This is a genomic window from Methylobacterium soli (assembly GCF_008806385.1).
GTDB classification, from domain to species: Bacteria; Pseudomonadota; Alphaproteobacteria; order Rhizobiales; family Beijerinckiaceae; genus Methylobacterium; species Methylobacterium soli.
In genome coordinates, this window is sequence record NZ_VZZK01000006.1 from 207,986 (window position 1) to 231,140 (window position 23,155).

Below are 23,155 nucleotides of genomic sequence, written 5' to 3' on the forward strand. Positions count from 1 at the left end.
TCGATCGCCCCACCCGGTCCTCAGCCTCGGCCTAGCTTCCGGCGCTCCGGCGGTTGAGGTCCCGCGGGATCGTCGATCGCACGGGCTCCGCCTCGCCGGGTGCGGCGGCCGCCTCGGCGGGCGCCTCCCGGCCCTCGCGGCGTCCCTCGCCCCCGTCGCGGCCGAACCGGCCCGCGATCTTGCCCAGCGCATTCTGCATCCCGTCGAGCCCCTGCACCGTGACGACGCTGGACCCGGGCCCCATCGGCGGGATCAGCCCGGCGTCAGATAAGGTCTTGAAGACGGCAAAGTTCAAGTCCGTCTGCACCTTCAGGCCGAGCCCGACATCGACAATCATGGCGATCAGCTCGAAATCCAGGTAGGTGTCGCCGATCTTGCGGAACACGACCCGCGGGGCCGGCTCCTTGAGCACGTCCGGATGCGCCGTCGCGCAACCCGCGATCAGCTCGGCCGCCCGCACCGGATCCTGGTTGCGCAGGACGCCGACCGAGATCGTCACCCGGCCGGTGCGGTCGCCGCGCACCCGGTTCTTCACGACGCCCGAGATCAGGTTCGAGTTCGGCACGATGACGGCCGAGCGGTCGAAGGTCTGGATCTCGGTGGAGCGCACCGAGATGCGCTTCACGATGCCCTCGCTGTCGCCGATCAGGACCTGGTCGCCGACCCGGATCGGGCGCTCCCACAGGAGCAGCAGGCCCGACACGAAGTTGTTCACGATCGATTGCAGGCCGAAACCGATACCGACCGAGAGGGCGCCGGCGACGATCGTGAGCTTCTCGAGGCTGAGGCCGAGATACGAGAAGGCGAGCGCCAGGGCGAGCAGGAAGCCGAAATAGCCGCTCACCGTCGAGATCGAGTTGCGCAGCCCGGCATCGAGGTCGGTGGCCGGCAGGTAGGTGTTCTCAAGCCAGCGCTGGACCGCCCGGGTGATGACCACGCCGAGGATCAGGATCCCGATCCCGAGCGCGATGGTGGAGAGCGAGATCGTGACGTCCCCGACCTTGAAGCCGAAGAAGGCCGATCGGACCGAGGAGAAGATGTCGGTGGAGTCGAGGCCCCAGGGCGCGAGAACCAGGAGCGCCACGAGCAGGATCAGCACCACCCGCGCGGCGCCGGTGGAGAGCACCGCGATCTGGTTGAGCGAGCGCTTGCGCAGGCCGGTATTGGCCTGCAGCGCCGTGGCGAAGCGCGTGTCGTCGCACAGGGTGCCGCCCACGAAGGTGTCCGCGCTCTGGATCAGCAGGTAGAGCAGGACGAGCAGGCTCGCGGTCCAGACGAGCTGGTCGATCAGGAAGGCCGCGAAGGCGACGTAGCCGATCACCGCCGCGACCCCGATGAGGCCGACCGCCGCCCAGCCGATCAGGCGCGCGGGACCGCCGATGCCGGTGGTGGTCTGGGTCGGCACGTAGGGGCCGAGGCAGGCCTCTTCCTCCTCCTCGCGGTCGGCGAAGCGATGCAGGCCGATGGCGAGGATCAGCACGGTGGCGATCGCCCCGATGCCCCGGGTGCCGATCGAGATCGGGAGCGCCGCAGAGATCCCGGAATTCAGCGCCTCGATCGACTTCACCACGGTGATGACGGTGGCGATGCCGACGGCGAGGCGGGTGACGCGCGCCGCCCCCGCATCGCTGACCGGAGCCGGGCGCCAGGCCGGCTTGTCCGGCGAGAGCAGCGCGTCGCAGAGGGCCTCCACGAAGGCGATGAAGGCGAGGCCGCCCAGGATCGCGCCCGCCACCGGCAGCAGCCGCGAGGGCAGCAGGTCCGTGGCGTCGAGGGCATAGTAGACGGCGTAGCTGCCGACCACGGCCGGGACCGTTCCGAGCAGGATCACCCGCCAGGCGCCCAGGAGCTTCTGGCGCCGGGTCGGATCGACCTTGGCGGCGTCCCGCCGCCCGAAGCGCGGGGCGATGTTGCGGCGGCCGAAGTAGAGCGCCACCGAGACCCCGAAGGCGAGGCCGAGGAGCAGCAGGTTCCCGATCCCGCCGTTGCGGCCGTACAGCAGCAGGATGTCCGAGAGCGCGCTCTGCAAAGCCTTCAGGTCGCGCGGCATGTCGGCCGCGACCTTCGTCCACAGGGTCGGGGTCAGGAGCCCCTGCGAGCGTTCGAACAGGCCGCGGGTGAAGGAGGCGCGCCGCCGGTTCGAGATGCGGTCGATGATCTGGTCGGTCTGAACGAGGAGCGATTTCGCGAGCCGCTGCGTCTCGTCGATCCGGGTGACATGTGCCTCGCGCTCGGCGCGCTCCTGGATGACCTCGGGGCTTTCCTCGACATCCTTCGGCTTCGGCCCGAGCTGGGTCAGGCGTTCGCGCGCGGCCTCGAGGGGCTCCTCCGTGCGGCTCACGATGGTGCGCAGCTGGTCGGCGACCGGGCTGATGCCGTCGCGGATGCGGGAGAGGTCGATGGGGGTGAGGTCCTGGCGCCCGAGTTCCTTCTCGCGCTGGGCGAGGTCTGCCTTGGCGGCGTCGAGCTTGGCTCGCACCGCCTTCAGGGCCTCGGACATCTCGACCTTCGGCGGCGCGGGCTTGGCCTCCGCGGGCTTACCCTCCGCGGGTTTAGCCTGTCCGCCGGCCGCGGGCTTGCCTTCGCCTGCCGCGGGCTTGCCTTCGCCTGCCGCGGGCTTGCCTTCGCTTGCCGCAGGCTTGCCTTCGCCGGCCGGGGGCTTGCCCTGCTCGGCCGCCGGCGGCGCGGCATTGGGCTGGCCGGCGGCCCCCAGGGGGGTGAGCAGGATCGCGCTCAAGGCTGCGGCGGCGAGCGCCGCGAGGCGCGGGCTGCGCGTGAGCAAGCTGCGACTCATGAAGTTCCTTTCGTCGGACGCCGATCCGGCGCCGTCCGCGCAAGCCCGGACAGGCTTGGCGCGCCGGTCTGGGCCTCAGCGGCGCGGGATTTGGGTTTCTGGGGGAAGCGGACCCGCCGGTGTCGCCCCGGCTGCCTTGAGGATTCGCTCCCGTCCCGGGGCGGTCTGGCCGATCATTAGGGCGAAAGGTTGCCGCTGCCCACCCGTTGGGGAAAGGGCGGCCGTCCGGGGCGCCCCCACGCGTGCCTGCGGCCGCGTTCCGATCCGGCCCTGGGTGAGAGCGCGGGCGCGCAAGCGCGCCGTCGCCTGTGGGTGCGGCGCCGCGCCTGCCCGTCGAACCTTCACAAGCGTGTCATGCTGATATTAGACTAAGCCCCGATGGACAGGGCCTTTTCGTTTTCACGCGAGGAGGTGGCGCTGATCGAGGCCGTCGGTCAGCCCCGCCACGAGCCGGGTGTCGCCGCCCGCATCGGCCGCGTCGAGCGGCCGGCCCGCCCGTCTATCGCCCTGATGATCACGCCCCGCCGCGCAGCCGGCGCCCGCATCGCGCGGCCCGGCCCGCGCCGCCCGGAAAGATCCGGGCCCGCGAGGGCGCTCATCTTTCATCGCGACGGGACAGCGTGCCGGCCGATTCCCGCGCGTTGTCCCCCATATCGACCGTTTCGAGAGCTACGCCGATGATGGACCTTCAAACCCTCGTCCTGAACGCGGATTATCGGCCGCTCTCCTATAATCCGCTCTCGCTCTGGTCCTGGAAGGACGCCTTCACGGCCCTGTTCCTCGACCGCGTCACCCTGGTGGCGAGCTACGACGTCGAGGCGCGCTCGCCCAGCCGATCCCTCAAGGTGCCGAGCGTCGTCGCCCTCAAGAACTACGTCACGCTGGCCAGGAGCCCGGCCTTCACGCGCTACAACATCTACCTGCGCGACACGTTCTCGTGCCAATATTGCGGCCTGCGCCTGCCCTCCGGCGGGCTGACCTTCGACCACGTGGTGCCCCGCTCGCGCGGCGGCCTCTCGACCTGGGAGAACGTCGTGGCGGCCTGCTCGCCCTGCAACCTGCGCAAGGCCAACCGCACGCCGCACGAGGCCGAGATGCCGCTCATCACCGAGCCGCGCCGGCCCACGCGCTACGAGCTGCACCACCGCCAGCCGGAATTCGACCACCGGCAATATCACCACACCTGGCTCGATTACCTGTACTGGGACAGCGAGCTCGACAGCTGAAAGCCAAGCCGCGAGCCGGCGGTCAGAGCCCGGAAAAACGCTGCGGCGGCTCGTTGTACATCGGCACCGCGTTGTTGCGCGGCAGGTAGCCCCGGATGATGCGCGCCGGCGGACCGTACCCGCGCGGATCCCGGTAGGCGATCTCGGGCGGCAGGGGCCGGCGGAGATGGTGGCGCGGGTGATGCCGGGCCCCCTCAGGATGATAGTCCCGCGCGAGCGCCGGCAGCGCCGCGAGCGCGAGCGCGCAGGCGAGGCCGAAGGCCGCGCGGAGGGTCTTGAGCGGATCGATCATGGGGCTCGCTCGCGTCGGCCTGGAGAATCGCGCGCCGTCCGGCGCAGGTCAGAACTTCACCGCCGCGCCGCCGCGCACCGTGTTGATGTTCGCCTTGTGCCCGTCGAAATCGTTGAAGAGCACGTACTGGTACTCGCCGCGCAGGACGATATTCTGCGTCAGGGCGAATTCGAGGCCCGCGCCGAGCGCGATGCCGCCCACGACCTTGGTCTTGGCCCGGATGAGCGGAACCCGGTCGGCCGCCACCGTCTCCCCCGTGCCGATGGTGGGATTGGTCTGGCTGAAGCGCGCGTAGCCGAAGTTGCTGACATTGGCCTTCTGTCCGGCGAGCGCCGTCAGATTGGAAATGTAGGTCGTCTGGCTGTAGCCGTAATACTGGTAATCGACCCGATCCGTGATCAGGGCGCGGCCGATGGCGAGCCCGCCCGTGACGTAGGGCAGGAAATTGCCGAGCGCGTAGCCGGCGCGCGCGCGAATCGTGCCGAAATCGTCGATCTGCGTCGACGACTTGCCGCGGAAGCTCACGGCCTGGTAGTCGCCGCTGTCGAGAAGCCTGAAGATGGAGCGCGAATCGGAGCTGATCCCGACCTTTCCAAAGCTCGTGTAATCGACTTCGAGGCCGAGCACCGTCTCGTCGAACTGGTAATTCACGCCCGCAAACCCGCCGAACGACGTACCGCCGGCGCGCGCCGATTGCGTTCTCAGCAAGGTGGAGGCGTTGAAGATGGTTTCCGCCGTGGTGTCGTGCAGCGCATCGGAGATCATCTCCTGATACACATTGCGGAAACCGTTCGAGGCCGACGTATACCCCGCATGGGCACCGAAATAGAGGCCGCTCCAATCCACCACCGGCGCGGCCGGCTCGTATTCGGGGCCGCGCAGGACGCCGTAATCGAGATCGGCGGCCCAGGCGGGCGCGACGGTGGAGAGGCTCAGGCCGGCCAGGACAGCGAAAGTGACGGTACGCATCGGGATCGTCCTCGGGGCGGCGGCACGACCTGCCGTCGCCAAACCCAGGGACAGTGGTAACCCGGTAACCTTAATGTTCCGTTGCGTACCATCCAGGCGCGCAAGCAACCATCAGCACAGGGCGCAGATTTCCGCCAAGAAACGCGGCGCAAGGACTGTCCGCTGGCGTCGAATGCCTGGCGAGACCGCAACTCGGCAAATATTGCCGGGCTGGGGGCGCGGCGCGATCTCGGCGTTCAGTTGCCGTAGGGATCGGCGCCGACGCCGATCAGGCTCGGAAAAGCGGGCAGCCCGGCGAATTCGTAGCGCAGACCGAGGCGGACCTCGTTGGCGGCGAGGTCTTTCAGCCGCGTGCTGCCGCCATAGGGGTCGGTGCCGCTCTTGGCCTTGCCGAGATCGACGTAGCGGTAGCTCGCATCGAGGCTGACGCCGGCCCCGAGGGCGTAGGACACGCCGCCCGTGAGCGCCCAGGCGAGCGAGGCGACCGAGCGGTTCGGCCGGCCGGCGGCGAGCCGGGGCCCGAGACCGGGGGCACCGTCGCAGGCCTCCACGAAGCAGGTGGTCTGGGTGTAGTTCCGGCTGATCCCGACATCCGAGACGCCGATGCCGGCGCCGACGTAAGGCGTCGCCCCCCACCAGGTGCCGAGATCGGCATAGACGTTGACGAGGCCCGTCAGCGCGTCGAGCCGGCCGGCCTCCAGGTTGGCACCGGTCACGAAGTTCGAGCGGGAGGAATAGGCCCTGATTGCGCCGGCCCCGCGCTGGTCGATGGTCGCGTCGACGCGCAGCCAGGGGTTGATGCGGTAGCCGATGCCGCCGCCGAAGCCGCCGGTCTCGCTCAGGCGCAGGCCGACGAGGGGCGGCAGGCCCGGATCGTTCGGGTCCGGCCGGGTGTTGTCGCGCGGCCGGGCATAGAGGCTCTCGGTGAAATCCGCCCGCAGGTACCAGCCCGCGCCCACCTCGACGGGCACCGGGACGGGGTCGGCAAGCGCCGGGCGCAGGAGGTCGGCCGCGCGGGCGGGGCCGGCCAGGAGCCCCCCGCCCGCGAGAACCAGTGCCGCCGTGGCGACGCGAAGCCTGTACACGACCATGAACCCGTCCCGACGCAAAACTCAACAAGAACAGGCTCTCGATCGCTCGAGGCCAGAAGAACCATGCGCCGGAAAGCTTAGGATGAGATTAATCGCAGAATTTGCTGGAAAAACCGCATGATCAAACGAAAACGGCGCGGAGATCATCCGCGCCGTTACCTTCGTTTGATGTCAGAGAAGAAATCAGTACTTGCGCACCAGCGGGCCCGGGGCCGGCTGATAATCGGCCATCAGCGGCGGCAGCGGGGCGGCGTAGCCGCCGATCAGGTAGCGCAGGCCGATCTTCACGTCGTGCGCCTCGATCGTCTTCTCCTTGTAGAAGCCGACGGACTGGGTGCAGCAGGGCTCGTAGCCGGCGCCGGTCCGGGCGCTGCCGAGGTTGAGGTAGCGGTAGGCCAGCTCGACCTTGAAGTTCGAGGTCACGTCGTAGGCGAGACCGGCATGCAGCGCCCAGGCGAAGCTGTTCGTGGTCTTGGACTGGTAATAGGCGCCGACGGTCTTGTTGTAGTAGCCGTTGCAGCCGCAGGGATCGGCCGTCACGAAGGTCGGCTCGCTGACGGTGCCGGTGGTCTGGGTGCTGGAGATGTGGTTGAAGGCCACGCCGACGCCGCCGCCCACGAAGGGCGTCACGCCGTACCAGGTGCCGAGGTCGAAATAGGCGTTGGCCAGCACCACCGCGGCGTCGAAATTGCCCTTGGTGGTCTCGTTGATGCGCCCGCGCAGCTCGTCGCCGTTGAGGTAGCCGGCCGTGTACTCGTAGGTGCGGCTGCCGCCGATCCCGTTCGAGAAGCGGTACTCGCCGGTGATGTCGCCGCGCAGGAACGGGTTGAACTGGTAGCCGATGCCGACGCCCGCGAAGCCGCCGCTGCCCGAGCCGCCATTCTGATAATAGCGCTGGTTGTAGCGGCCATCCACGTTCGCCTCGCCATAGGCGGTGAAGCTCGAGCGCTCGTAGACGCTGGCGCCGACGTCACCGCGCAGGTACCAGCCGCCGCCGACCTCGATCGGGGGGGCAATCGGCGGAGGAGGCGGGGGCGGAAGCAGATCCGCGGCCTGTGCGAGGCAGGGCGCGCCGACGCTCGCGACGAGCGTGAGGGAGCGCGCCAAAGCATAAAGCTTGGAGCGGGCCATAAGGTTTCCTTCACTGAATCCGGTGCCGGAAGCTTGTGTGCCGGCTCTGATGACGAGCCGATCTTCGAACAAAGGTCTTAAATCCCACTTAACGTTAAAACTTATCCTTGCCGGACCATGCCGGGACGAAACGCGCGCTGGCGCGTTGGCGGTGAGGCCGAGGGTTCACACCGGGCGATCCAGGACGGCGCGGGCCAGAAGCCGGCGGTCCGCGATGGCCCGCCTCGCCACGAGAGGCAGGATTGACGCAGCTCTTCATCGCGCAGGTTCGCTCGGCCGGCGGGCCCCAGCCCCTCGTCACCGTGCGGGCGGCCTCCGAGGGCGAGGCCCGGCTCTTCGTCGAGGCGCATTACCCCGACGACACCGTCGAGGCCGTGGTCGAGCCCGGCGAGTGGGTCTCGGACGCCGATACCGGCTCGGACGCTGGCGACGTCCGCGAGCATCCGGGCGTCGTCTGGCAGCCGCCGACCGGCAGCGCGGGCTGAGCGCGCCGGATGGGGCCGGAGGACGTGCGGGCGCTCGCCCTGATGCTGCCGCAGGTGATCGAGGGGGCCCATAGGGGCAACGCCGATTTCCGCGTCGGCGGCCGCATCTTCGCGACCCTCTGGACCGAGGAGGCGCGCGCCGTGTTCAAGCTGACGCCCGAGCATCAGGCCGTGCTGGTCGAGGCGGAGCCGGACTTGTTCGCGCCGGTGCCGGGCGCCTGGGGCCGGCGCGGCTGGACCAATCTCGACCTGCCCGACGCGGACGAGGAGATCTTGCGCGGCGCCCTTCTGGGCGCCTGGCGCGCGACCGCGCCGCCGGCCCTGGTGGCGGCCTACGATCCCGCCTGAGCGGCGCCTGGCGCGGAAGGGGGAGCGTCCGGCAGGGGACGAAGCGCCGCCCGGTCATACTTAATGAACGCCTCCATGCCAGGTTTGCCGGGCGATCACATCATCGGGAGGCGACCATGGGCGAAGAGACCGAATCCGTGGCGACCCGCCTGTGGCGCGACCGGGTGCAGGTCCGCGAGCACGAGCGCAACGAGGCCCTGGCCCGCGCCCGCATCGCGGAGGAGAAGGTGGCGCTGCTCGTCGCCGAGAACGATGCCCTGGCCGACGAGGTCGCGCGCCTGCGCGCCCTGGTGCAGCCCGACGAGACCCGCGCGCGGGCCGAGACCGAGGCGCAGATGGAGGCCCTGAAGGGTGCGCTCCTGCCGCTGCTCTCGCTCAGCGCGGCCTGAAGGTCCGGCACCCGGCCGCGATGGACTGCATTCACCTCGGGGAGCGGACCTTCGCCGGTTAGGCGTTATGGAGCCACCCTGGTAGTCCGCGACCTCGAACGTGGATTCCTATCAGTTCCGCACCACCTCAGGTGCGCCCTTGCGGCAAGTCCGCTCGCCGCGGAGCGTCCTGCTCGGTCCGAAGAATGTCGAGGGAAATGTGCCGGATCGCCGGATTGAGCGGCCCGGCCGGCACATCATCGTGGACCGGGGGCCTGCAGCCGCTGGTCGATCATCCGGTTCAGGCCGCCCCGGATGCGGTCGAGATCCAGGCTCTTGGTGAACGCCTCCCGCTGCTTGATGCCGTCAAGGGTGCTTTCCATGATGTTGGCCGGGTTGAAGCTCGGCGGGAACGAGCGCGGCGGAAAGTCCTTGAAGGTCGCGACGAACTGAAAGACCTCCTCCATCATCCCGTAGGCGGCCCCGACATGGTTCAGGTTCCAGTCCCAGAAGGTGTTTGAGGTGATGTCCGCCCGCTCGAACGGGTCCTGCATCAGGTTGAAGATCTTCTGCAGGCGCAGCGTCGTGAACGGCTCGGCCCACAGGCCCATCGTGCCCTGCATGCGCTGCTCGGAGAAAACGTATTTCAGGTCGCCTTGCCGGATGCCGACGAGCAGCCCGTCGTCATTCGCGTAGAAGAACTTGTCGCGGGCGCTCTTCGTGCCGTTGTTGTTGCCGGCCGTGCCGCTCACGGCCTTCAGGAAAGCCGACTGGTCGTAGCCGTCGAGGTGAACCTTGTAGGTGATGCCGTTGGCGTCGTAGCCGGCCTTGAGCTTGCTCACGAGATCCGGCTCGCCCGCGATGGAGGCCAGGGTCGGGATCCAGTCGTTGTGGCTCATGATCTCGTTGGTCACGGTGCCGGGCTTGATCGCGCCCGGCCAGCGCACGAGGCAGGGCACACGGAAGGCGCCTTCCCAGTTGGTGTTCTTCTCGGAGCGAAACCAGGTCATGGCCCCATCGGGCCACGAGTTCATGTGTGGGCCGTTATCGCTTGAGTAGATCACGACGGTGTCGTTCGCGACGCCCATGTCGTCCAGGGCCTTGAGAAGGGTGCCGACCGTATCGTCGTGCTCCTGCATGCCGTCGATGTACTCGCTGTCGCCGTGCTTGTAGCGGCCGCGGTGCTCGGGGCGGACATGCGTTCGCAGGTGCATGCGGGTCGCGTTGAACCAGACGAAGAACGGCTTACCCGCCGCCTGCTGCCGCTTCATGTAGGCGACAGCCGCCGCAGCGGTCTCGTCGTCGATGGTTTCCATGCGCTTCCTGGTGAGCGCGCCGGTATCCTCGATGGTCTGCTTGCCGATCTTGCCGAAGCGCGGATCGACGGTCGGATCGTCGACGTCGCTCGCCTTGCACCGCAGGACGCCGCGCGGGCCGAACTTGGCCCGGTAAGCCGGGTCCTTGGGGTAGTCGGGCAGTTCCGGCTCTTCCTCGGCGTTGAGGTGGTAGAGGTTGCCGAAGAACTCGTCGAACCCGTTCACGGTCGGCAGCGACTCGTTGCGGTCGCCGACGTGGTTCTTGCCGAACTGGCCGGTGGCGTAGCCGAGGTTCCTGAGCAAGCCGCCGATGGAAGGGTCGAGCTGGCTCATTCCCATGGGCGCGCCCGGGAAGCCGACCTTGCTGAGCCCGGTCCGGATGATGTGCTGCCCGGTGAGGAAGGCCGAGCGGCCGGCCGTGCAGGATTGCTCGCCGTAATAGTGCTGGAACTTGATGCCGTCCCTGGCGATGCGGTCGATGTTCGGGGTCTCGTAGCCCATCAGGCCATTCGAGTAGGCGCTGATGTTCGCGATGCCGATGTCGTCGCCCCAGATGACGAGAATATTCGGTTTCGAAGCGCCAGGCCTCGGGGCGGGCGCTGGTGTCGGCGTGGGCTGCGCTTGAGCGACACGCGCCCCTCCCGATAAGCCTGTCGCGGCGAGGGCTGTTCCGGCCAGCAACATGCGGCGACGGCTCAGGTCAGGGCTCGGATGACCGTCTTTGACGTGGCTTTCACGGTCCGCCCCATCGCTCATGACGCACTCCTCTCCCTGACGATGCAGCAGAAGGTGATGATGCCGACCGGGCCCTCCTTGCCGAGGGATTCCGGGGCCGAGACCTGGGCGTGACATTCGATGCCGCTCAGCGGCACGGACTGACCTGCGATGCAGAAGCGCCGGCCCCTGGCCAACGCGGCAACGGGAACGAGCGCGCTCTCAGGAACCGCCGCGCGACGGAACCCATGCCCGCTCTCTCAAAGTCCTAGGCTCAAATGCCTTGGCCTCTGGTTCGCGGCTCGGCCCGACTGTAGTGAGAGGGGGAGCGCTTGTCCGTGTCGGTACGGAAACCATCATGGGTTAACGATGCGGAGAGTCTCGCGCGTTCCAACGGGGCTTGCCTCCGTGGAATGGTCCAGGCAGCAGCCCAACCCTGATGTCCTATCGAATGGGTCCTCAGGCTCGAGAGCGGACGGCACCCAGCCCGGGTTGCGACGACGAGAGCCGCGCCCGATCGCGTTGCAACCGGCTGGAAAATCGGCAGCCCCGGTCCGGTTCGGCGCGACGGACCCCCTCTCCCGTGCGGGAGAGGGTTGGGGTGAGGGGTGCGCGCTGTCCGGAGAAGTCGCACCCCTCACCCGTTCCGCTATCGCGGATTCGACCACTCCCGGACGGGAGAGGTGGGGCACAGCGTCATTCCAGGGCTCCGTTTCGCGGTCTCGCGATGACGGCGCGGGCAGCGCAACGAACCCCCTCTCCCGTGCGGGAGAGGGTTGGGGTGAGGGATGCGACTTCTCCGGAAAGGCCGCACCCCTCACCCGGTCGGCTCGCGCCGACTCGACCTCTCCCGGACGGGAGAGGTGGGGGGCGCGCCATCGGCAGCGATGCGGGACGGGGTGTCGGAACGGGCGCCGGTGCCACGACCGGCCCCCTCTCCCGTGCGGGAGAGGGTTGGGGTGAGGGATGAGCGCCTTCAGGATGGAGCATACGGTCGTATCGCCGACTGGGCGCCGATCGGGCGCACCTCGTTCTGAAAGGTCTCGACCTTCACCCTGTCCCTCTCCCGCACGGGAGAGGGGATCCGCGCCCGCTTCGGCACGGGCGCGGCCGCCGGTCCCGTCGCAACGCGATCGGGAACAGCTCTAGCCTGACCGCACCCGGCATGCGATGGCGGGCGGATGCCGACCCTTCCTGCCTATGCGGGCGCCGCCGTCGCGGAGATCGCCGGATGCTTCGCCTTCTGGGCGTGGCTGCGCCTCGACCGCTCTCCCGCCTGGATCGCGCCCGGCCTCGTCTCGCTCGCGCTGTTCGCCTACCTGCTGACGCGGGTGGAGAGCGAGGCCGCGGGACGCGCCTACGCGGCCTATGGCGGCCTCTACATCGCCGCCTCGATCCTCTGGCTCTGGATCGCGGAGGGCCACCAGCCCGACCGCTGGGACCTCGGCGGCGGGGCGATCTGCCTCGCCGGCACGGCGATCATCCTGTACGGACCGCGCGCCTGAGAGGACCCCGTGCCCCTCAGGCGGCGACGCGGGTCACGGCGTCGACGACCTCATCGACCACCTCGGACACGAGGGTCCGGTTGTCGCCCTCCGCCATCACGCGGATCACCGGCTCGGTGCCCGAGGGCCGGATCACGAGGCGGCCGGCATTGCCGAGGCGCTCGCGGGCATTCTCGATCGCCGTCACCACCGCCGCCTGGCGCAGGGGCTCGCCCGAGCGATAGCGGACGTTCTTGAGGATCTGCGGCAGCGGGTCGAAGCAGTGGCAGACCTCGCTCACCGGCCGCTCCAGGCGCTTGACCACGCTGAGGAGCTGGAGCGCCGCCACGAGGCCGTCGCCCGTGGTGGCGTAATCCGACATGATGATGTGCCCGGATTGCTCGCCGCCGAGATTGTAGCCGTGCTCGCGCATGTGCTCCAGCACGTAGCGGTCGCCCACCGCCGTGCGGGCGAGCGTCAGGCCGAGGCCGCCGAGGAAGCGTTCGAGGCCGAGATTCGACATGATGGTGGCCACGAGCCCGGGCTGGGTCAGGCGGTCGTCCTCCTGCCAGGAGCGGGCGACCACGCCCATGAGCTGGTCGCCATCCACCACCTGCCCCTTCTCGTCGACGATGAGCACCCGGTCGGCGTCCCCGTCGAGGGCGATGCCGATATCGGCGCGCAGCTCCCGGACCTTGTTGACGAGGGCGGTGGGCGCCGTCGAGCCGACGTCGCGGTTGATGTTGAAGCCGTCGGGCTCGACCCCGATGGCGATCACCTCGGCGCCGAGCTCCCAGAGGGTCTCGGGGGCGACCCGGTAGGCGGCGCCGTTGGCGCAATCGACCACGACGCGCAGGCCGTCGAGGGTGACGTGGCGCGGCAAGGTGCGCTTGGCGAACTCGATGTAGCGGGCATGCACGCTCTCGATGCGCTTGGCCCGGCCGAGATCGCGCGAGCCGGCCAGCCGCTTGTGCAGCTCGCCGTCGATCAGCGCCTCGATCTCGCGCTCGACCTCGTCGTTGAGCTTGAACCCGTCGGGGCCGAACAGCTTGATGCCGTTATCCTCGTAAGGGTTGTGCGAGGCCGAGATCATCACCCCGATATCGGCCCGCATCGAGCGGGTCAGCATCGCGACAGCCGGCGTCGGCATCGGGCCGAGCTGCAGCACGTCCATGCCGACCGAGGTGAAGCCCGCGATCAGCGCCGTCTCGATCATGTAGCCCGAGAGGCGGGTGTCCTTGCCGATCACGACCCGGTGCCGGTGGTCGCCGCGCTGGAACACGAGGCCGGCCGCCTGCCCGACCTTCAGGGCGAGTTCCGGCGTGATGACGCCGTTGGCGCGGCCCCGGATGCCGTCGGTCCCGAAATACTTGCGCACCTGCATCTCCGCGTCGTCGGCCGAATGGTGATCTGGGGCGGTAGCTTAGCAGATTTCGCCGAGCCCCGTGGGAAGCGATTCGGAATTAGTGAATCGCGGATCGGGCGCAGCCCGATCGGGGGACCGGCCGGGACCGTGACGGCGCGGGGGCCGTGACGGCGCGGGGGCTTGGGCGGTATGCGGCCAATAAGAAAGGGCGCCAGACGGCGCCCTCTCGATGGTCTCGCGCTCGCGCCCGGCCTCAGCCCTGCGGCTGGGGCTCCAGGCTGCCGTCGTTCTCACGCGGCCGGCCGCGGCCGGCGGTGGGAACCGGCGAGCCGCGGGCAGGCGTCGGCGGCACGTCGCCGCCGTCGCGGACCGGCGGGCGGCCGTTGAGGAGGTTGCGGATCTCCTCGCCCGAGAGCGTCTCGTATTCGAGCAACCCTTGCGCCAGGGCCTCGAGATCGTCCTTGCGCTCGCCGAGGATGCGGCGAGCCTCTTCCAGGCCCTGCTCGACGAGGCGGCGCACCTCCGCGTCGATCTTCTGGGCGGTCGATTCCGAGATCGTCTGCTGACGGCCCATCGACATGCCGAGGAAGACCTCGTCGTTGTTGTCGCCATAGGCCACGGTGCCGAGCTCGGGCGAGAAGCCCCAGCGCGTGACCATCATCTTGGCGAGCCGCGTCGCCTGCTCGATGTCCGATTGCGCGCCCGACGTCACCTTGTCGGGGCCGAAGGTCATCTCCTCGGCGATGCGCCCGCCCATCATGATGGCCAGCCGCGAGGTCATCTGCTCGTAGGACATCGACAGCTTGTCGCGCTCCGGCAGCTGCATGACCATGCCGAGGGCACGGCCGCGCGGGATGATCGTCGCCTTGTGGACGGGATCGGTCGCCGGGACGTTGAAGGCCACGATGGCGTGGCCGCCCTCGTGATAGGCGGTGAGCCGCTTCTCGTCCTCGGTCATCACCAGGGTGCGCCGCTCGGCGCCCATCATGACCTTGTCCTTGGCGTCCTCGAATTCGTGCATCGTGACGATGCGCTTGCCGCGCCGCGCCGCGAGGAGGGCGGATTCGTTGACGAGGTTCATCAGGTCCGCGCCCGAGAAGCCGGGCGTGCCGCGGGCGATCACCTTGAGGTCGACATCCGGCGCCAGCGGCACCTTGCGGACGTGGACGCGCAGGATGCGCTCACGGCCGGTGACGTCCGGGTTCGGCACCATGATCTGGCGGTCGAAGCGGCCGGGACGCAGCAGCGCCGGGTCGAGCACGTCGGGGCGGTTCGTGGCCGCGATGATGATCACGCCCTCGTTCGCCTCGAACCCGTCCATCTCCACGAGGAGCTGGTTGAGGGTCTGCTCGCGCTCGTCGTTGCCGCCGCCGAGGCCGGCGCCGCGATGGCGGCCGACCGCGTCGATCTCGTCGATGAAGATGATGCAGGGGGCGTTCTTCTTGGCCTGCTCGAACATGTCGCGGACGCGGGAGGCGCCGACGCCGACGAACATCTCGACGAAGTCCGAACCCGAGATCGTGAAGAACGGCACGTTGGCCTCGCCCGCCACCGCGCGGGCGATCAGGGTCTTGCCGGTGCCGGGGGGGCCGACGAGGAGCACGCCGCGCGGGATGCGGCCGCCGAGGCGCTGGAATTTCTGGGGATCGCGCAGGAATTCCACGATCTCCTGCAGATCCTCCTTGGCTTCCTCGACGCCGGCCACGTCCTCGAAGCTGACGCGGCCATGGGCCTCGTTCAGGAGCTTCGCCTTCGACTTGCCGAAGCCCATGGCGCGCCCGGCCCCGGACTGCATCTGGCGCGACAGGAAGATCCAGGCGCCGATGAAGACCAGGATGGGCAGCCAGCTGACCAGGAGCTGGATGAACCAGGGCGTGTTGTCGGACGGGGGACGGGCGGTGATCTGCACGCCCTTGCCCTGGAGCTTGGTGACGAGGCCCGGGTCGTTCGGCGCGTAGGAGGTGAAGTTGCCGCCGCCCACATAGGTGCCGCTGACGTCCTGGCCCGAGATGACCACGGACTGGATCTTGCCGGCATCGGCGTCGTTGAGGAGCTGACTATAGGCGATCTCGCTCCCGCCGCCGCGATGACCCGGGTTCTGAAACAGGGTCACGAGCGCGAGGACGAGGAGGAAGATGACGACCCACAAAGCAAAATTGCGAAAATTCGGGTTCATCGATCCATCCTTGGCGAGCGCGGCTCCCCTGCCCCGGGCCCCTTGCCCGCAGCCGTGGGATCATCGTCGCGCTCCAGGCCAATGTAGGTGGCGTCACCCCCCTTGCCAAGTAATTCGGATGCGCCTGCGGCACGGGCGGCCTCGGCGCCCGCCGGTTCCCGGCCACCACGGCGTCGCGGCGCCTCCCGGATGGTCAACACGCCGTTGCTCCGCGCCTCGATCAGCAGCCCCCGCAGGGTCCGGCGGAGCGGGCGCCCGGCCCGGAGCGCGGGCAGGAGCGCGTCGAGCACGAGCCGCTCCAACCGCTCGAGGCGCCGGGGGCCCGTGCCGCCCGCCTGGGCGAGGGCCCGGTCGACGAGGCGCAGCGCGAGCGCCTCCGGCAAGGCCGCCACGCGGGCGCCGTCGAGGGCGAGGCGGCCGGGCTCCGCCGCCCGCACCGCCTCTGCGAGGGCCCGCGCCGCCGCCGCCGCGAGCGCCGCCTCGTCGCGGGCGGCCCGCTCGGCCAAGCGCGCGAGGCGCGCGGCGCTGAGGCCCTCCCGGGCGAGCGCCGGCATCAGGGCGCGCAGGCGCGCGCGGCCGAAGCGCGCATCCTCGTTCGACGGGTCGCTGAGAAAGGCGATCCCGCGCGCCGCGCACCAGGCCACGAGGGCGGATTTCGGCAGGGCCAGGAAGGGCCGCGCCAGGATCAGCCCCGGCGCGAGGGCGCGCTCCGGCCGCATCCCGGAGAGCCCCGCGAGCCCGCTGCCGGCGAGGAAGCGCATCAGCACCGTCTCGGCCTGGTCGTCGCGGGTATGGGCGGTGAGGAGGAGGCCGGCCCCGACCGTGCCGGCGCAGGCCGCGAGCAGGCGGTAGCGGGCCTCGCGGGCGGCGTCCTGCAGGCCGGTCGCGGGCCGGGCGCCCGCCCAGCGGAGGTGGTGATGGGGCAGGCCGAGGGCGAGCGCCGCCCGCGCCACGCCCTCGGCCTCGGCGGCGGATTCCGGCCGCAGGCCGTGATCGACGGTGGCGACGTGGAGGGCGGCTGCGCCGCACGACAGCGCGGCGGCGTGCATCAGGGCCGTCGAATCCGGGCCGCCGGAGACCGCCAGCAGGACGGTGCCGCCGCGCGCGAGATAGGGCGCGAGGGCACTGACGATCGCGGGGCCGGGATCCTCCGGGGGATCCTGGCCCGCCCCGCTCAAGCCGCGCAGCGCGCGCGCTTCTGCTCGCGCGCCACGCCCTGGCGGACGCTCGGGGTCGCGCTCGGGAACTTGCGCTCGAGCTCGGCCAGGGTGGCGCAGGCCTGCTCGCGGGCGCCGAGGGCGTTGAGGGAGGCGCCGAGCTTCAGCATCGCCTCGGGGGCCTGCGGCGAGCGGGCGTAGTCGGTCGAGACCTTCAGGAACTGCTCGGCCGCCTCGCGGTTGCGGTTGCGCTGCAGGTAGCTCTCGCCGAGCCAGTAGGTCGCGGCGGCGACGTGCCCGTCGCGCGGGTGGGACTGGATGAACTGGCGCAGGCCCATCTCGGCCTGCTCGTACTGGCGCTGCTGCACGAGGGCGTAGGCGGCCTCGTAATCGGCCGCGGCATCGCCGGTGGCGGTGGCGGCGACGCTCGGCGGGCGACCCGGGAGCGCGCCCGTGGTGCCGATGCGCGAGGGCGGGGTCAGGTCGACGGGGCCGCCGAGCCCGGGGGCCCCCTCCTCCGCCTCCTCGGCCTCGTCGATGGCCGGCGCCGGCATCCGCTGCGCCGGCGCGGCCTGGGCCACCGGGGCGGAGGTCGTCGTGGTGCCGAGCGGCAGCGGCGCGCCGGGCGAGCCCGGATTCTGGCCGGGATCGAAGGCGTCGCCGCGCTTCTGCGGCTTGCCGGCGCCCGGGTTGCCGCCGTTGACGGGGCCGGCGGGCTTGGCGCCGCCGCCCTTGCCCTCCTGGAAGCGGAAATCGACATCCTCCTGGAACTTGCGCAGCTGCTCTTTGAGCTGGCGGTTCTCGTACTGGAGGGTCTCGATCTGCCCGGCCATCATCCGCGACTGGTTCTCCAGCCGGTTCAGCCGCACCACGAATTCGGAGGCGTCCTGGGCGAAGGCCGGTGCGGCCCCGGAATGAACGAGCGGCAAGCCGAGCGGCAGAGCGAGGCAGGTCGCGAGAAGGAGGCGGCGGAGCATGTCGATCGGCACCGGTCATTGGGACGAGTGTGCGCCGCAAACCCACCGCGGCGCGCCGCCGATAGCAGATGCTCCGCCTCGCGGCAAAAGTGCGGCGTCGCGTTACGAGCCGGCGCCGCGGTCGAGCACCGTCACGGCGCGGCGGTTCTGCGACCAGCACGAGATGTCGTTGCAGACCGCCACCGGGCGCTCCTTGCCGTAGGAGACGGTGCGGATGCGGCCGGACGCGATGCCGCGCGAGGCCAGGTAGTCGTTCACGGTCTGGGCACGGCGGGCCCCGAGGGAGAAGTTGTACTCGCGGGTGCCGCGCTCGTCGGCATGGCCCTCGATCAGGAAGGTGTAGCGCGGGTAGCGCTGCAGCCAGGCGGCCTGCTTGTCGAGGGTCGCGGTGGCGGTGGGCGTCAGGTCCGTCGAGTCCGACTCGAAGAAGACGCGGTCGCCGACATTGACGACGAAGTCCTGGGCGCTGCCCGGCGTCGAGGCCCCGGCCCCGAAGGCGGAGGCGTCGGCGAGGTCCTTGTCGTTGCTGCAGGCGGCCACGCTGAGGGCCGCGGCGAGCGCCGCGGCGAGCGGGAGCACGCGGAGGCGCGCGGTCTTCAACATGATCTCAGTTCTCCTCGGGCGGCGCCGAAGGCCGGCTGCGGGTCTTCGAGGCCGTTCCGCGTTGGGTCTCTGGCGCTGTTTCTAGGCGCGCCAGGTTAAGCGAAGGTTCCGTCAACCTTGACGGTTCGTATCGAGCATCACGTGAGCTGGCCCGATGTGCCGTCGCGCACATGGGACGCGCACGTGGGAGCGGGCGGGTCGGCGGCGGCTCATCGCGCGCCAATTGCGGCACAGCCGGGGCGGCGGCGGAACGCGGCGCGTTTCGCGCACCGTTGTGGCCGGGCCGCCACGGCCTCAGGCGGCCTGCGCCCGCAGCCGCGCGATCGCGTCGGAGGCCGCCTCCGCCTTGCGCCGCGCTCGGGCAAGCGCCGGCCCGAGGTCGGATCCGGAATGGCAGGCCTGTTCCAGCTCCGCGCAGGCCCGGGACAGCGGGCCGAAGCCGAGCGTCCCGCTCGCCGAGACGAGGGCGTGCGCGTCCCGCGACAGGGCCTCCCGCTCCGCCGCCGGAACCTGCAGGCGCTGGGCGATCTCGGCGCCGAGGCCGGCGAGCAGGTTCATCAGCCGGCTGCGGCCGAACACCGCCTCCAGCTCGGCCACCACGGCCGCATCGTAGGCGGGCGTGCCGGGATTGGGCTGCGGCCGGCCGATCGCATCATCCTGCTGCGAGGGCCCGGCGCCGTGGGGCGACAGATCGACCATCCGAATCGGCTCTTCGAGGAAATATTAACCACGTTACCGTCAAGCTAGAGTGCCGACAACGGGATGACGCGATGACATCGACGCCCACCGTGCTGATCGTGGAGGACAGCTTCCTTCTCCTCGAGATGCTCACGAATCTGTGCGAGCAGGAGGGGATCCGCGTGGTCGAGGCCTCGAGCGGCGAGGCGGCCCTGACGATCCTGCGCAGGCGCGGGGCGGAGATCGACTGGCTCTTCACCGATATCCGCCTGCCCGGCCTCATCGACGGCTGGACGGTGGCGGATTCCTACCGGGCGATCCACCCCGACCGGCCGGTGATCTACGCCTCGACCGGGCCCGCGCAGGAGCGCCGCACGGTGCCGGGCAGCCTGTACGTGCAGAAGCCCTATCAGGTGCGGGAGATCATCGCCCTCGCCCGCATGATGGCGCAGGCGCTCGCCGAGCCCCGCCGCCGCGCCGGCTGAGACCGAAGAATCAGCGCTCACGCCTCTCCGCTCAAGCCTCTCCGCTCAATCCCTTCCGCTCAATCCCGGCGCGCCGCCTCGAAGAGCCCGGCGATCGCCGGGTCGGCGAGCCAGGACTCCACCCGCTGGCAGGCGAGCGCCTCCCGCGACAACCCCTCATAGATCGCGAAGCTCGCGGCCACGAAGCCGGGCAGGTCGTAGAGGCGCGGGAAGGCCTTGCCCCGCGGCTTCGCCTTGAACAGGTAGGAGCCGGTCAGGCCATAGGCCTCGGCGATCGGCGGATAGACCGGCCAGACCACGTCGCGCGCCAGCTCGTCCCCGATATAGGCCTCGATCTCCACTGGCTCGGGCCGCAGGCCGCTCTCATCGAGGAGGCGCCGCGCGATATCGCCGATCACGAAGGCCTTCGGGTGATTGAGGACGTACATGAAGTCCCCCCGCCGGGCCCAGCGCGCCATCTCGCGATCGAGCCCGAAGCCGATCTGGGCCGCGCTGCCGAGGAGGTCTCGCACCGAGGATTCCCAGAGATCGAGATAGCCGAGCCGCGCGAAGACGTCCTCGCGGTAGAGCGCGACCGTCCGGTCGATGCTGAGGCCGACCCGGTGCGCCGCGAGCGCGATGGCCGAGTGGTACTGCCCCATCGGGGACGGCGCGAGCTTGAGGGCCGAGAGGTCGGCGATCCGGCCGGCATAGACCATGTCCGGATGAAAGGCCGGGAAGACCAGGGTGGGGAAGAGGCGCAGGCGCGGCTCCAGGGCCCGGAGGGCGTCGATATCGCCGCCCGGGATCAGCCCGGACGGGAATTGCTGCGAGAAGACGTGGTCGAAGCCGTGGAGCGTCCGGGCGAGGTTGTCGACATGGCCGTGCTCGCGCTTCAGCCAGGCCATCTGGATGAAGCGCACCGGGCTGTTCGGCGCCAGCAGGCGCATCGCCTCGGCGGCGCCCCGCGCCTGGCAATTACCGATCACGGCGATGGACGGTCCGGTGCGCACGACCTCGGGGACCCGGGGCTTGCGCCACGGTGTCGCCCAGGATGGGGCCGACAAGGACAGGACGGCGCGCGCGCGCTGCGGCAGGCGATGGAAGGCCACGGTGAGGGCCGGATGCCGGGCCCAGCGACCCGCCGGGTCTTGCGGTTCGGGGGCGATCCGGTCCACGGCTTGCGCCATTGCGGGCCTCGCGAAGCGGAGTTGAGGAAGGTCGGAGATGGCGTTGAATCCCTACAGCGATCTACCGGCCGCGCAGTTCTGGCGCAAGGCGGTGACCAATGTCCCCCCCTTCGCGGTGGATCCGAGCCCGCGCGACACCTTCGCGATCAGCCGGGCCGACCGGGTCGCCACCGCCGGGTCCTGCTTCGCGCAGCGCGTCGCCGAGGCCCTGCGGGAGGCCGGCTACAATTACTACGTCACCGAGGCGGCGCCCGCCGGCGCGAGCCCGGCCGAGGCGCAGGCCCGGCAATTCGGGACCTTCTCGGCCCGCTACGGCAATCTCTACTACGCGCGCCAGTTCATCCAGCTCTTCGACCGGGCCTATGGGCGCTTCACCCCCGAGCTGACGGCCTGGGAGCGGCCGGACGGCCGCCTCGTCGATCCCTTCCGCCCCACCATCGAGCCGGCGGGGTTCGACAGCATCGCGGCGATCGAGGCGGCCCGCGCGGAACACTTCGCCGAGGTGCGGCACCTGTTCGAGACCCTCGACGTCTTCGTCATCACCCTCGGCCTCACCGAGGGCTTCCGCTGGCGCGCCGACGGGGCGGCCCTGCCGCTCGCGCCGGGCGTGGCCGGCGGCACCTACGACCCGGCCCAGTATGATTTCGTCAATGCGGGCGCAAGCGAGGTCGCGGCGGACCTGCGCGGCTTCCTCGACCGGCTCTGGAGCGTCAATCCAGGGGCGCGCATCATCATCACGGTCTCGCCGGTGCCGATGATCGCGACCTATCTCGACCGCCACGTCATGGTCTCGAACAGCTACTCGAAATCGGTGCTGCGCGCGGCGGCGGGCGAGGTCTGCGGCATCGACGACCCGCGCCTCGTCTATTTCCCGTCCTACGACCTCGTCACCGCCAACGTGAATGCCGGGCGCTACTACAACGAGGACCAGCGCACCGTCACGGATGCGGGTGTCCGCCACGTCATGCGCGCCTTCCTCAACACTTTCTCGGCCGACGAGGCCCGCCCTGCCCCGGCCCGGCCCGCCTCCGACATCTCCGCCGAGTTCGAGGGCACGGCCGGGGTGATCTGCGACGAGGAGCAGATCGAGCGCAGCGTGGCGTGAGCGGGGACGGCCTCGCGCTCTGGCGAGGCGAGCTGACCGATAGTAGGCAGTCAGTTTGAAATTTCGAATTTTCCAAGGTCGTCCGGATAGGATGATCACCGTTCGACTCGTTTGATGGAAGCAAGTGTGGTTGCCGAAAGCGCACCGCGCCAAAAGGCGCCAAAAACCAGAAAGGCTGAGTGTTCCCAATGTCGAGGCAGTCGAAACTGCAGGATTCGTGGGCACTTTAGCACACGTGGTGGAGATGACAATTACAGCTGGCATAGCGATTGGTTTATCCTGCAATGCCAAGGTTGCGATTTTGTATTTGCACAGACTGTCAGCACGAATTCTGAGGATTATCAGAATTATTACGAATATGATGGAAGTATCGGCGTGGATTATAATGAGACAGTAAAATACTGGCCCGCGCTTGCAAGAAGAGCATATCCGGAATGAATGTCCGATGCCGGCATTGATGCAGAGCAGGTGGGAAAACTAGATGAGGCACTAATAGAACTTTATGGCGCACTAAACAATGATCTATACATCCTAGCCGGAATTGGTATTCGCACCTCTTTTGATGTGGCATCTAATTTATTAGAGATCGACTCGAATCTTTCTTTTCAGAAAAAGCTGGAAGAACTTGAGAAACGCGGACGCATCGGTCCGCAAGACAAAGCGCGATTAAATTCACTTGTAGAAGCAGGCAATGCGTCTGCGCATCGAGACTGGAAGCCATCGGCAGATGATTTAAATACGATGATGGATGCACTTGAGTATTTTGTGCATGAAACTTTTGTAATTCCGACACGAAAGTCTCGAGTTGACGCAAAATTAAAGAAAATGAACGAAATTGCGCCGAGTCGCCAAGCAAAGAAATGAATTAAAAATTTTTCAGAATATGATTTTCGTAATTCCGATCGCTAGGCTTATAATTAGTGATCTCAATTAGCGCGTTAATGCCGTTAATTTTTCATAATCTATCTGCGACGTCTGCAGCTCTCGTTGAATTAACGCGGAGCTTCACGACGGATCGATAAGCGCCCATAAAAAATCTGCGTGTTGGGGGGGGCTCGCGGGGGCATTATGCTTATTTCATCCGCTGCATTCTACATCCCTCCGTTTGAGATTGAATTCGCGGACAACTGTCAGTCCATAGGGAGGATAGCTAGATGTAGAGTGTCAACAGGTTGTCCTCGGTGAGGCGGAGGCGGCTGATGGGTGTTTGGCCGTTGATGC

At 68.9% G+C, this 23,155-nt stretch carries 23 protein-coding genes; 9 read left to right on the plus strand and 14 right to left on the minus strand.

Annotated elements, in window-relative coordinates; all coding sequences use genetic code 11:
• Positions 1–31: 31 nt before the first annotated feature.
• Complete coding sequence (locus F6X53_RS08115; RefSeq protein ID WP_150999284.1) at positions 32–2,794, minus strand: DUF3772 domain-containing protein; 2,763 nt, start codon at positions 2,792–2,794, stop codon at positions 32–34.
• Positions 2,795–3,193: 399 nt separating this feature from the next.
• On the minus strand, positions 3,194–3,400 hold the full coding sequence (locus tag F6X53_RS08120; protein ID WP_150999286.1) for a hypothetical protein: 207 nt from the start codon (positions 3,398–3,400) through the stop codon (positions 3,194–3,196).
• 71 nt (positions 3,401–3,471) lie between these two features.
• Between F6X53_RS08120 and F6X53_RS08125 the strand changes: the two genes are divergently transcribed.
• Positions 3,472–4,020 carry an HNH endonuclease gene (locus F6X53_RS08125; protein ID WP_150999288.1) on the plus strand — a complete coding sequence of 183 codons (549 nt, stop codon included), beginning with the start codon at positions 3,472–3,474 and terminating at the stop codon, positions 4,018–4,020.
• A 22-nt stretch (positions 4,021–4,042) separates the two neighbouring features.
• Here the strand turns inward: F6X53_RS08125 and F6X53_RS08130 are convergent, their stop codons facing one another.
• From F6X53_RS08130 to F6X53_RS08145, 4 genes are all read right to left on the minus strand, one after another.
• Positions 4,043–4,312, minus strand: a complete 270-nt coding sequence (locus F6X53_RS08130) for a hypothetical protein (protein WP_150999291.1) — start codon at positions 4,310–4,312, stop codon at positions 4,043–4,045.
• Positions 4,313–4,360: 48 nt separating this feature from the next.
• Complete coding sequence (locus tag F6X53_RS08135) at positions 4,361–5,281, minus strand: outer membrane protein (protein WP_150999293.1); 921 nt, start codon at positions 5,279–5,281, stop codon at positions 4,361–4,363.
• Positions 5,282–5,517: 236 nt separating this feature from the next.
• On the minus strand, positions 5,518–6,372 hold the full coding sequence (locus tag F6X53_RS08140; protein WP_150999295.1) for an outer membrane protein: 855 nt from the start codon (positions 6,370–6,372) through the stop codon (positions 5,518–5,520).
• 183 nt (positions 6,373–6,555) lie between these two features.
• Complete coding sequence (locus F6X53_RS08145) at positions 6,556–7,503, minus strand: outer membrane protein (RefSeq protein ID WP_150999297.1); 948 nt, start codon at positions 7,501–7,503, stop codon at positions 6,556–6,558.
• A gap of 242 nt (positions 7,504–7,745) precedes the next feature.
• Here F6X53_RS08145 and F6X53_RS08150 point away from each other — a divergent pair, with 242 nt between their 5' ends.
• The 3 genes from F6X53_RS08150 (at position 7,746) to F6X53_RS08160 (ending at position 8,725) form a co-directional block, all read left to right on the plus strand.
• Positions 7,746–7,988 carry a hypothetical protein gene (locus F6X53_RS08150; protein ID WP_150999299.1) on the plus strand — a complete coding sequence of 81 codons (243 nt, stop codon included), beginning with the start codon at positions 7,746–7,748 and terminating at the stop codon, positions 7,986–7,988.
• Between the two features lie 9 nt (positions 7,989–7,997).
• The gene (locus F6X53_RS08155; RefSeq protein ID WP_150999301.1) at positions 7,998–8,336 is read left to right on the plus strand and encodes an MmcQ/YjbR family DNA-binding protein; all 339 of its coding nucleotides are present in this window, start codon (positions 7,998–8,000) and stop codon (positions 8,334–8,336) included.
• A 116-nt stretch (positions 8,337–8,452) separates the two neighbouring features.
• The gene (locus tag F6X53_RS08160; protein WP_150999303.1) at positions 8,453–8,725 is read left to right on the plus strand and encodes a hypothetical protein; all 273 of its coding nucleotides are present in this window, start codon (positions 8,453–8,455) and stop codon (positions 8,723–8,725) included.
• Between the two features lie 236 nt (positions 8,726–8,961).
• On the opposite strand, the gene F6X53_RS08165 is transcribed toward F6X53_RS08160, so the two are convergent.
• Positions 8,962–10,776 carry an arylsulfatase gene (locus tag F6X53_RS08165; RefSeq protein ID WP_244965539.1) on the minus strand — a complete coding sequence of 605 codons (1,815 nt, stop codon included), beginning with the start codon at positions 10,774–10,776 and terminating at the stop codon, positions 8,962–8,964.
• On the opposite strand from F6X53_RS08165, the gene F6X53_RS32235 reads away from it, so the two are divergent.
• Positions 10,732–10,869 (plus strand): hypothetical protein, encoded by a 138-nt coding sequence (locus F6X53_RS32235; RefSeq protein WP_191970747.1) that lies wholly within the window; start codon positions 10,732–10,734, stop codon positions 10,867–10,869. The genes F6X53_RS08165 and F6X53_RS32235 overlap by 45 nt on opposite strands.
• A gap of 1,046 nt (positions 10,870–11,915) precedes the next feature.
• Complete coding sequence (locus F6X53_RS08175) at positions 11,916–12,239, plus strand: YnfA family protein (protein ID WP_150999308.1); 324 nt, start codon at positions 11,916–11,918, stop codon at positions 12,237–12,239.
• Between the two features lie 16 nt (positions 12,240–12,255).
• Here the strand turns inward: F6X53_RS08175 and glmM are convergent, their stop codons facing one another.
• The 6 genes from glmM to F6X53_RS08205 form a co-directional block, all read right to left on the minus strand.
• Complete coding sequence (glmM, locus tag F6X53_RS08180; protein WP_150999383.1) at positions 12,256–13,596, minus strand: phosphoglucosamine mutase; 1,341 nt, start codon at positions 13,594–13,596, stop codon at positions 12,256–12,258.
• 241 nt (positions 13,597–13,837) lie between these two features.
• Positions 13,838–15,760 carry an ATP-dependent zinc metalloprotease FtsH gene (ftsH, locus tag F6X53_RS08185; protein WP_150999310.1) on the minus strand — a complete coding sequence of 641 codons (1,923 nt, stop codon included), beginning with the start codon at positions 15,758–15,760 and terminating at the stop codon, positions 13,838–13,840.
• Complete coding sequence (gene tilS / locus F6X53_RS08190; RefSeq protein WP_150999311.1) at positions 15,757–16,938, minus strand: tRNA lysidine(34) synthetase TilS; 1,182 nt, start codon at positions 16,936–16,938, stop codon at positions 15,757–15,759. Before tilS ends, ftsH begins: the two co-directional genes overlap by 4 nt.
• Complete coding sequence (gene ybgF, locus F6X53_RS08195) at positions 16,935–17,894, minus strand: tol-pal system protein YbgF (RefSeq protein WP_150999313.1); 960 nt, start codon at positions 17,892–17,894, stop codon at positions 16,935–16,937. Before ybgF ends, tilS begins: the two co-directional genes overlap by 4 nt.
• Positions 17,895–17,996: 102 nt before the next feature.
• Positions 17,997–18,497, minus strand: a complete 501-nt coding sequence (gene pal, locus F6X53_RS08200; protein ID WP_150999315.1) for a peptidoglycan-associated lipoprotein Pal — start codon at positions 18,495–18,497, stop codon at positions 17,997–17,999.
• A 294-nt stretch (positions 18,498–18,791) separates the two neighbouring features.
• Positions 18,792–19,196: an Hpt domain-containing protein gene (locus tag F6X53_RS08205; RefSeq protein WP_150999317.1), complete on the minus strand. Its 405-nt coding sequence runs from the start codon at positions 19,194–19,196 to the stop codon at positions 18,792–18,794.
• A 71-nt stretch (positions 19,197–19,267) separates the two neighbouring features.
• Between F6X53_RS08205 and F6X53_RS08210 the strand changes: the two genes are divergently transcribed.
• Positions 19,268–19,660 (plus strand): response regulator, encoded by a 393-nt coding sequence (locus tag F6X53_RS08210; RefSeq protein ID WP_150999319.1) that lies wholly within the window; start codon positions 19,268–19,270, stop codon positions 19,658–19,660.
• Between the two features lie 59 nt (positions 19,661–19,719).
• Here F6X53_RS08210 and F6X53_RS08215 read toward each other — a convergent pair whose 3' ends face one another.
• A complete protein-coding gene (locus F6X53_RS08215; protein ID WP_191970744.1) occupies positions 19,720–20,829 on the minus strand; it encodes a WcbI family polysaccharide biosynthesis putative acetyltransferase in 1,110 nt (369 codons plus the stop codon).
• Between the two features lie 37 nt (positions 20,830–20,866).
• Between F6X53_RS08215 and F6X53_RS08220 the strand changes: the two genes are divergently transcribed.
• A complete protein-coding gene (locus F6X53_RS08220; protein ID WP_150999321.1) occupies positions 20,867–21,934 on the plus strand; it encodes a GSCFA domain-containing protein in 1,068 nt (355 codons plus the stop codon).
• Between the two features lie 438 nt (positions 21,935–22,372).
• Positions 22,373–22,798: a DUF4145 domain-containing protein gene (locus F6X53_RS08225; RefSeq protein ID WP_150999323.1), complete on the plus strand. Its 426-nt coding sequence runs from the start codon at positions 22,373–22,375 to the stop codon at positions 22,796–22,798.
• The last annotated feature ends 357 nt before the right edge of the window (positions 22,799–23,155 follow it).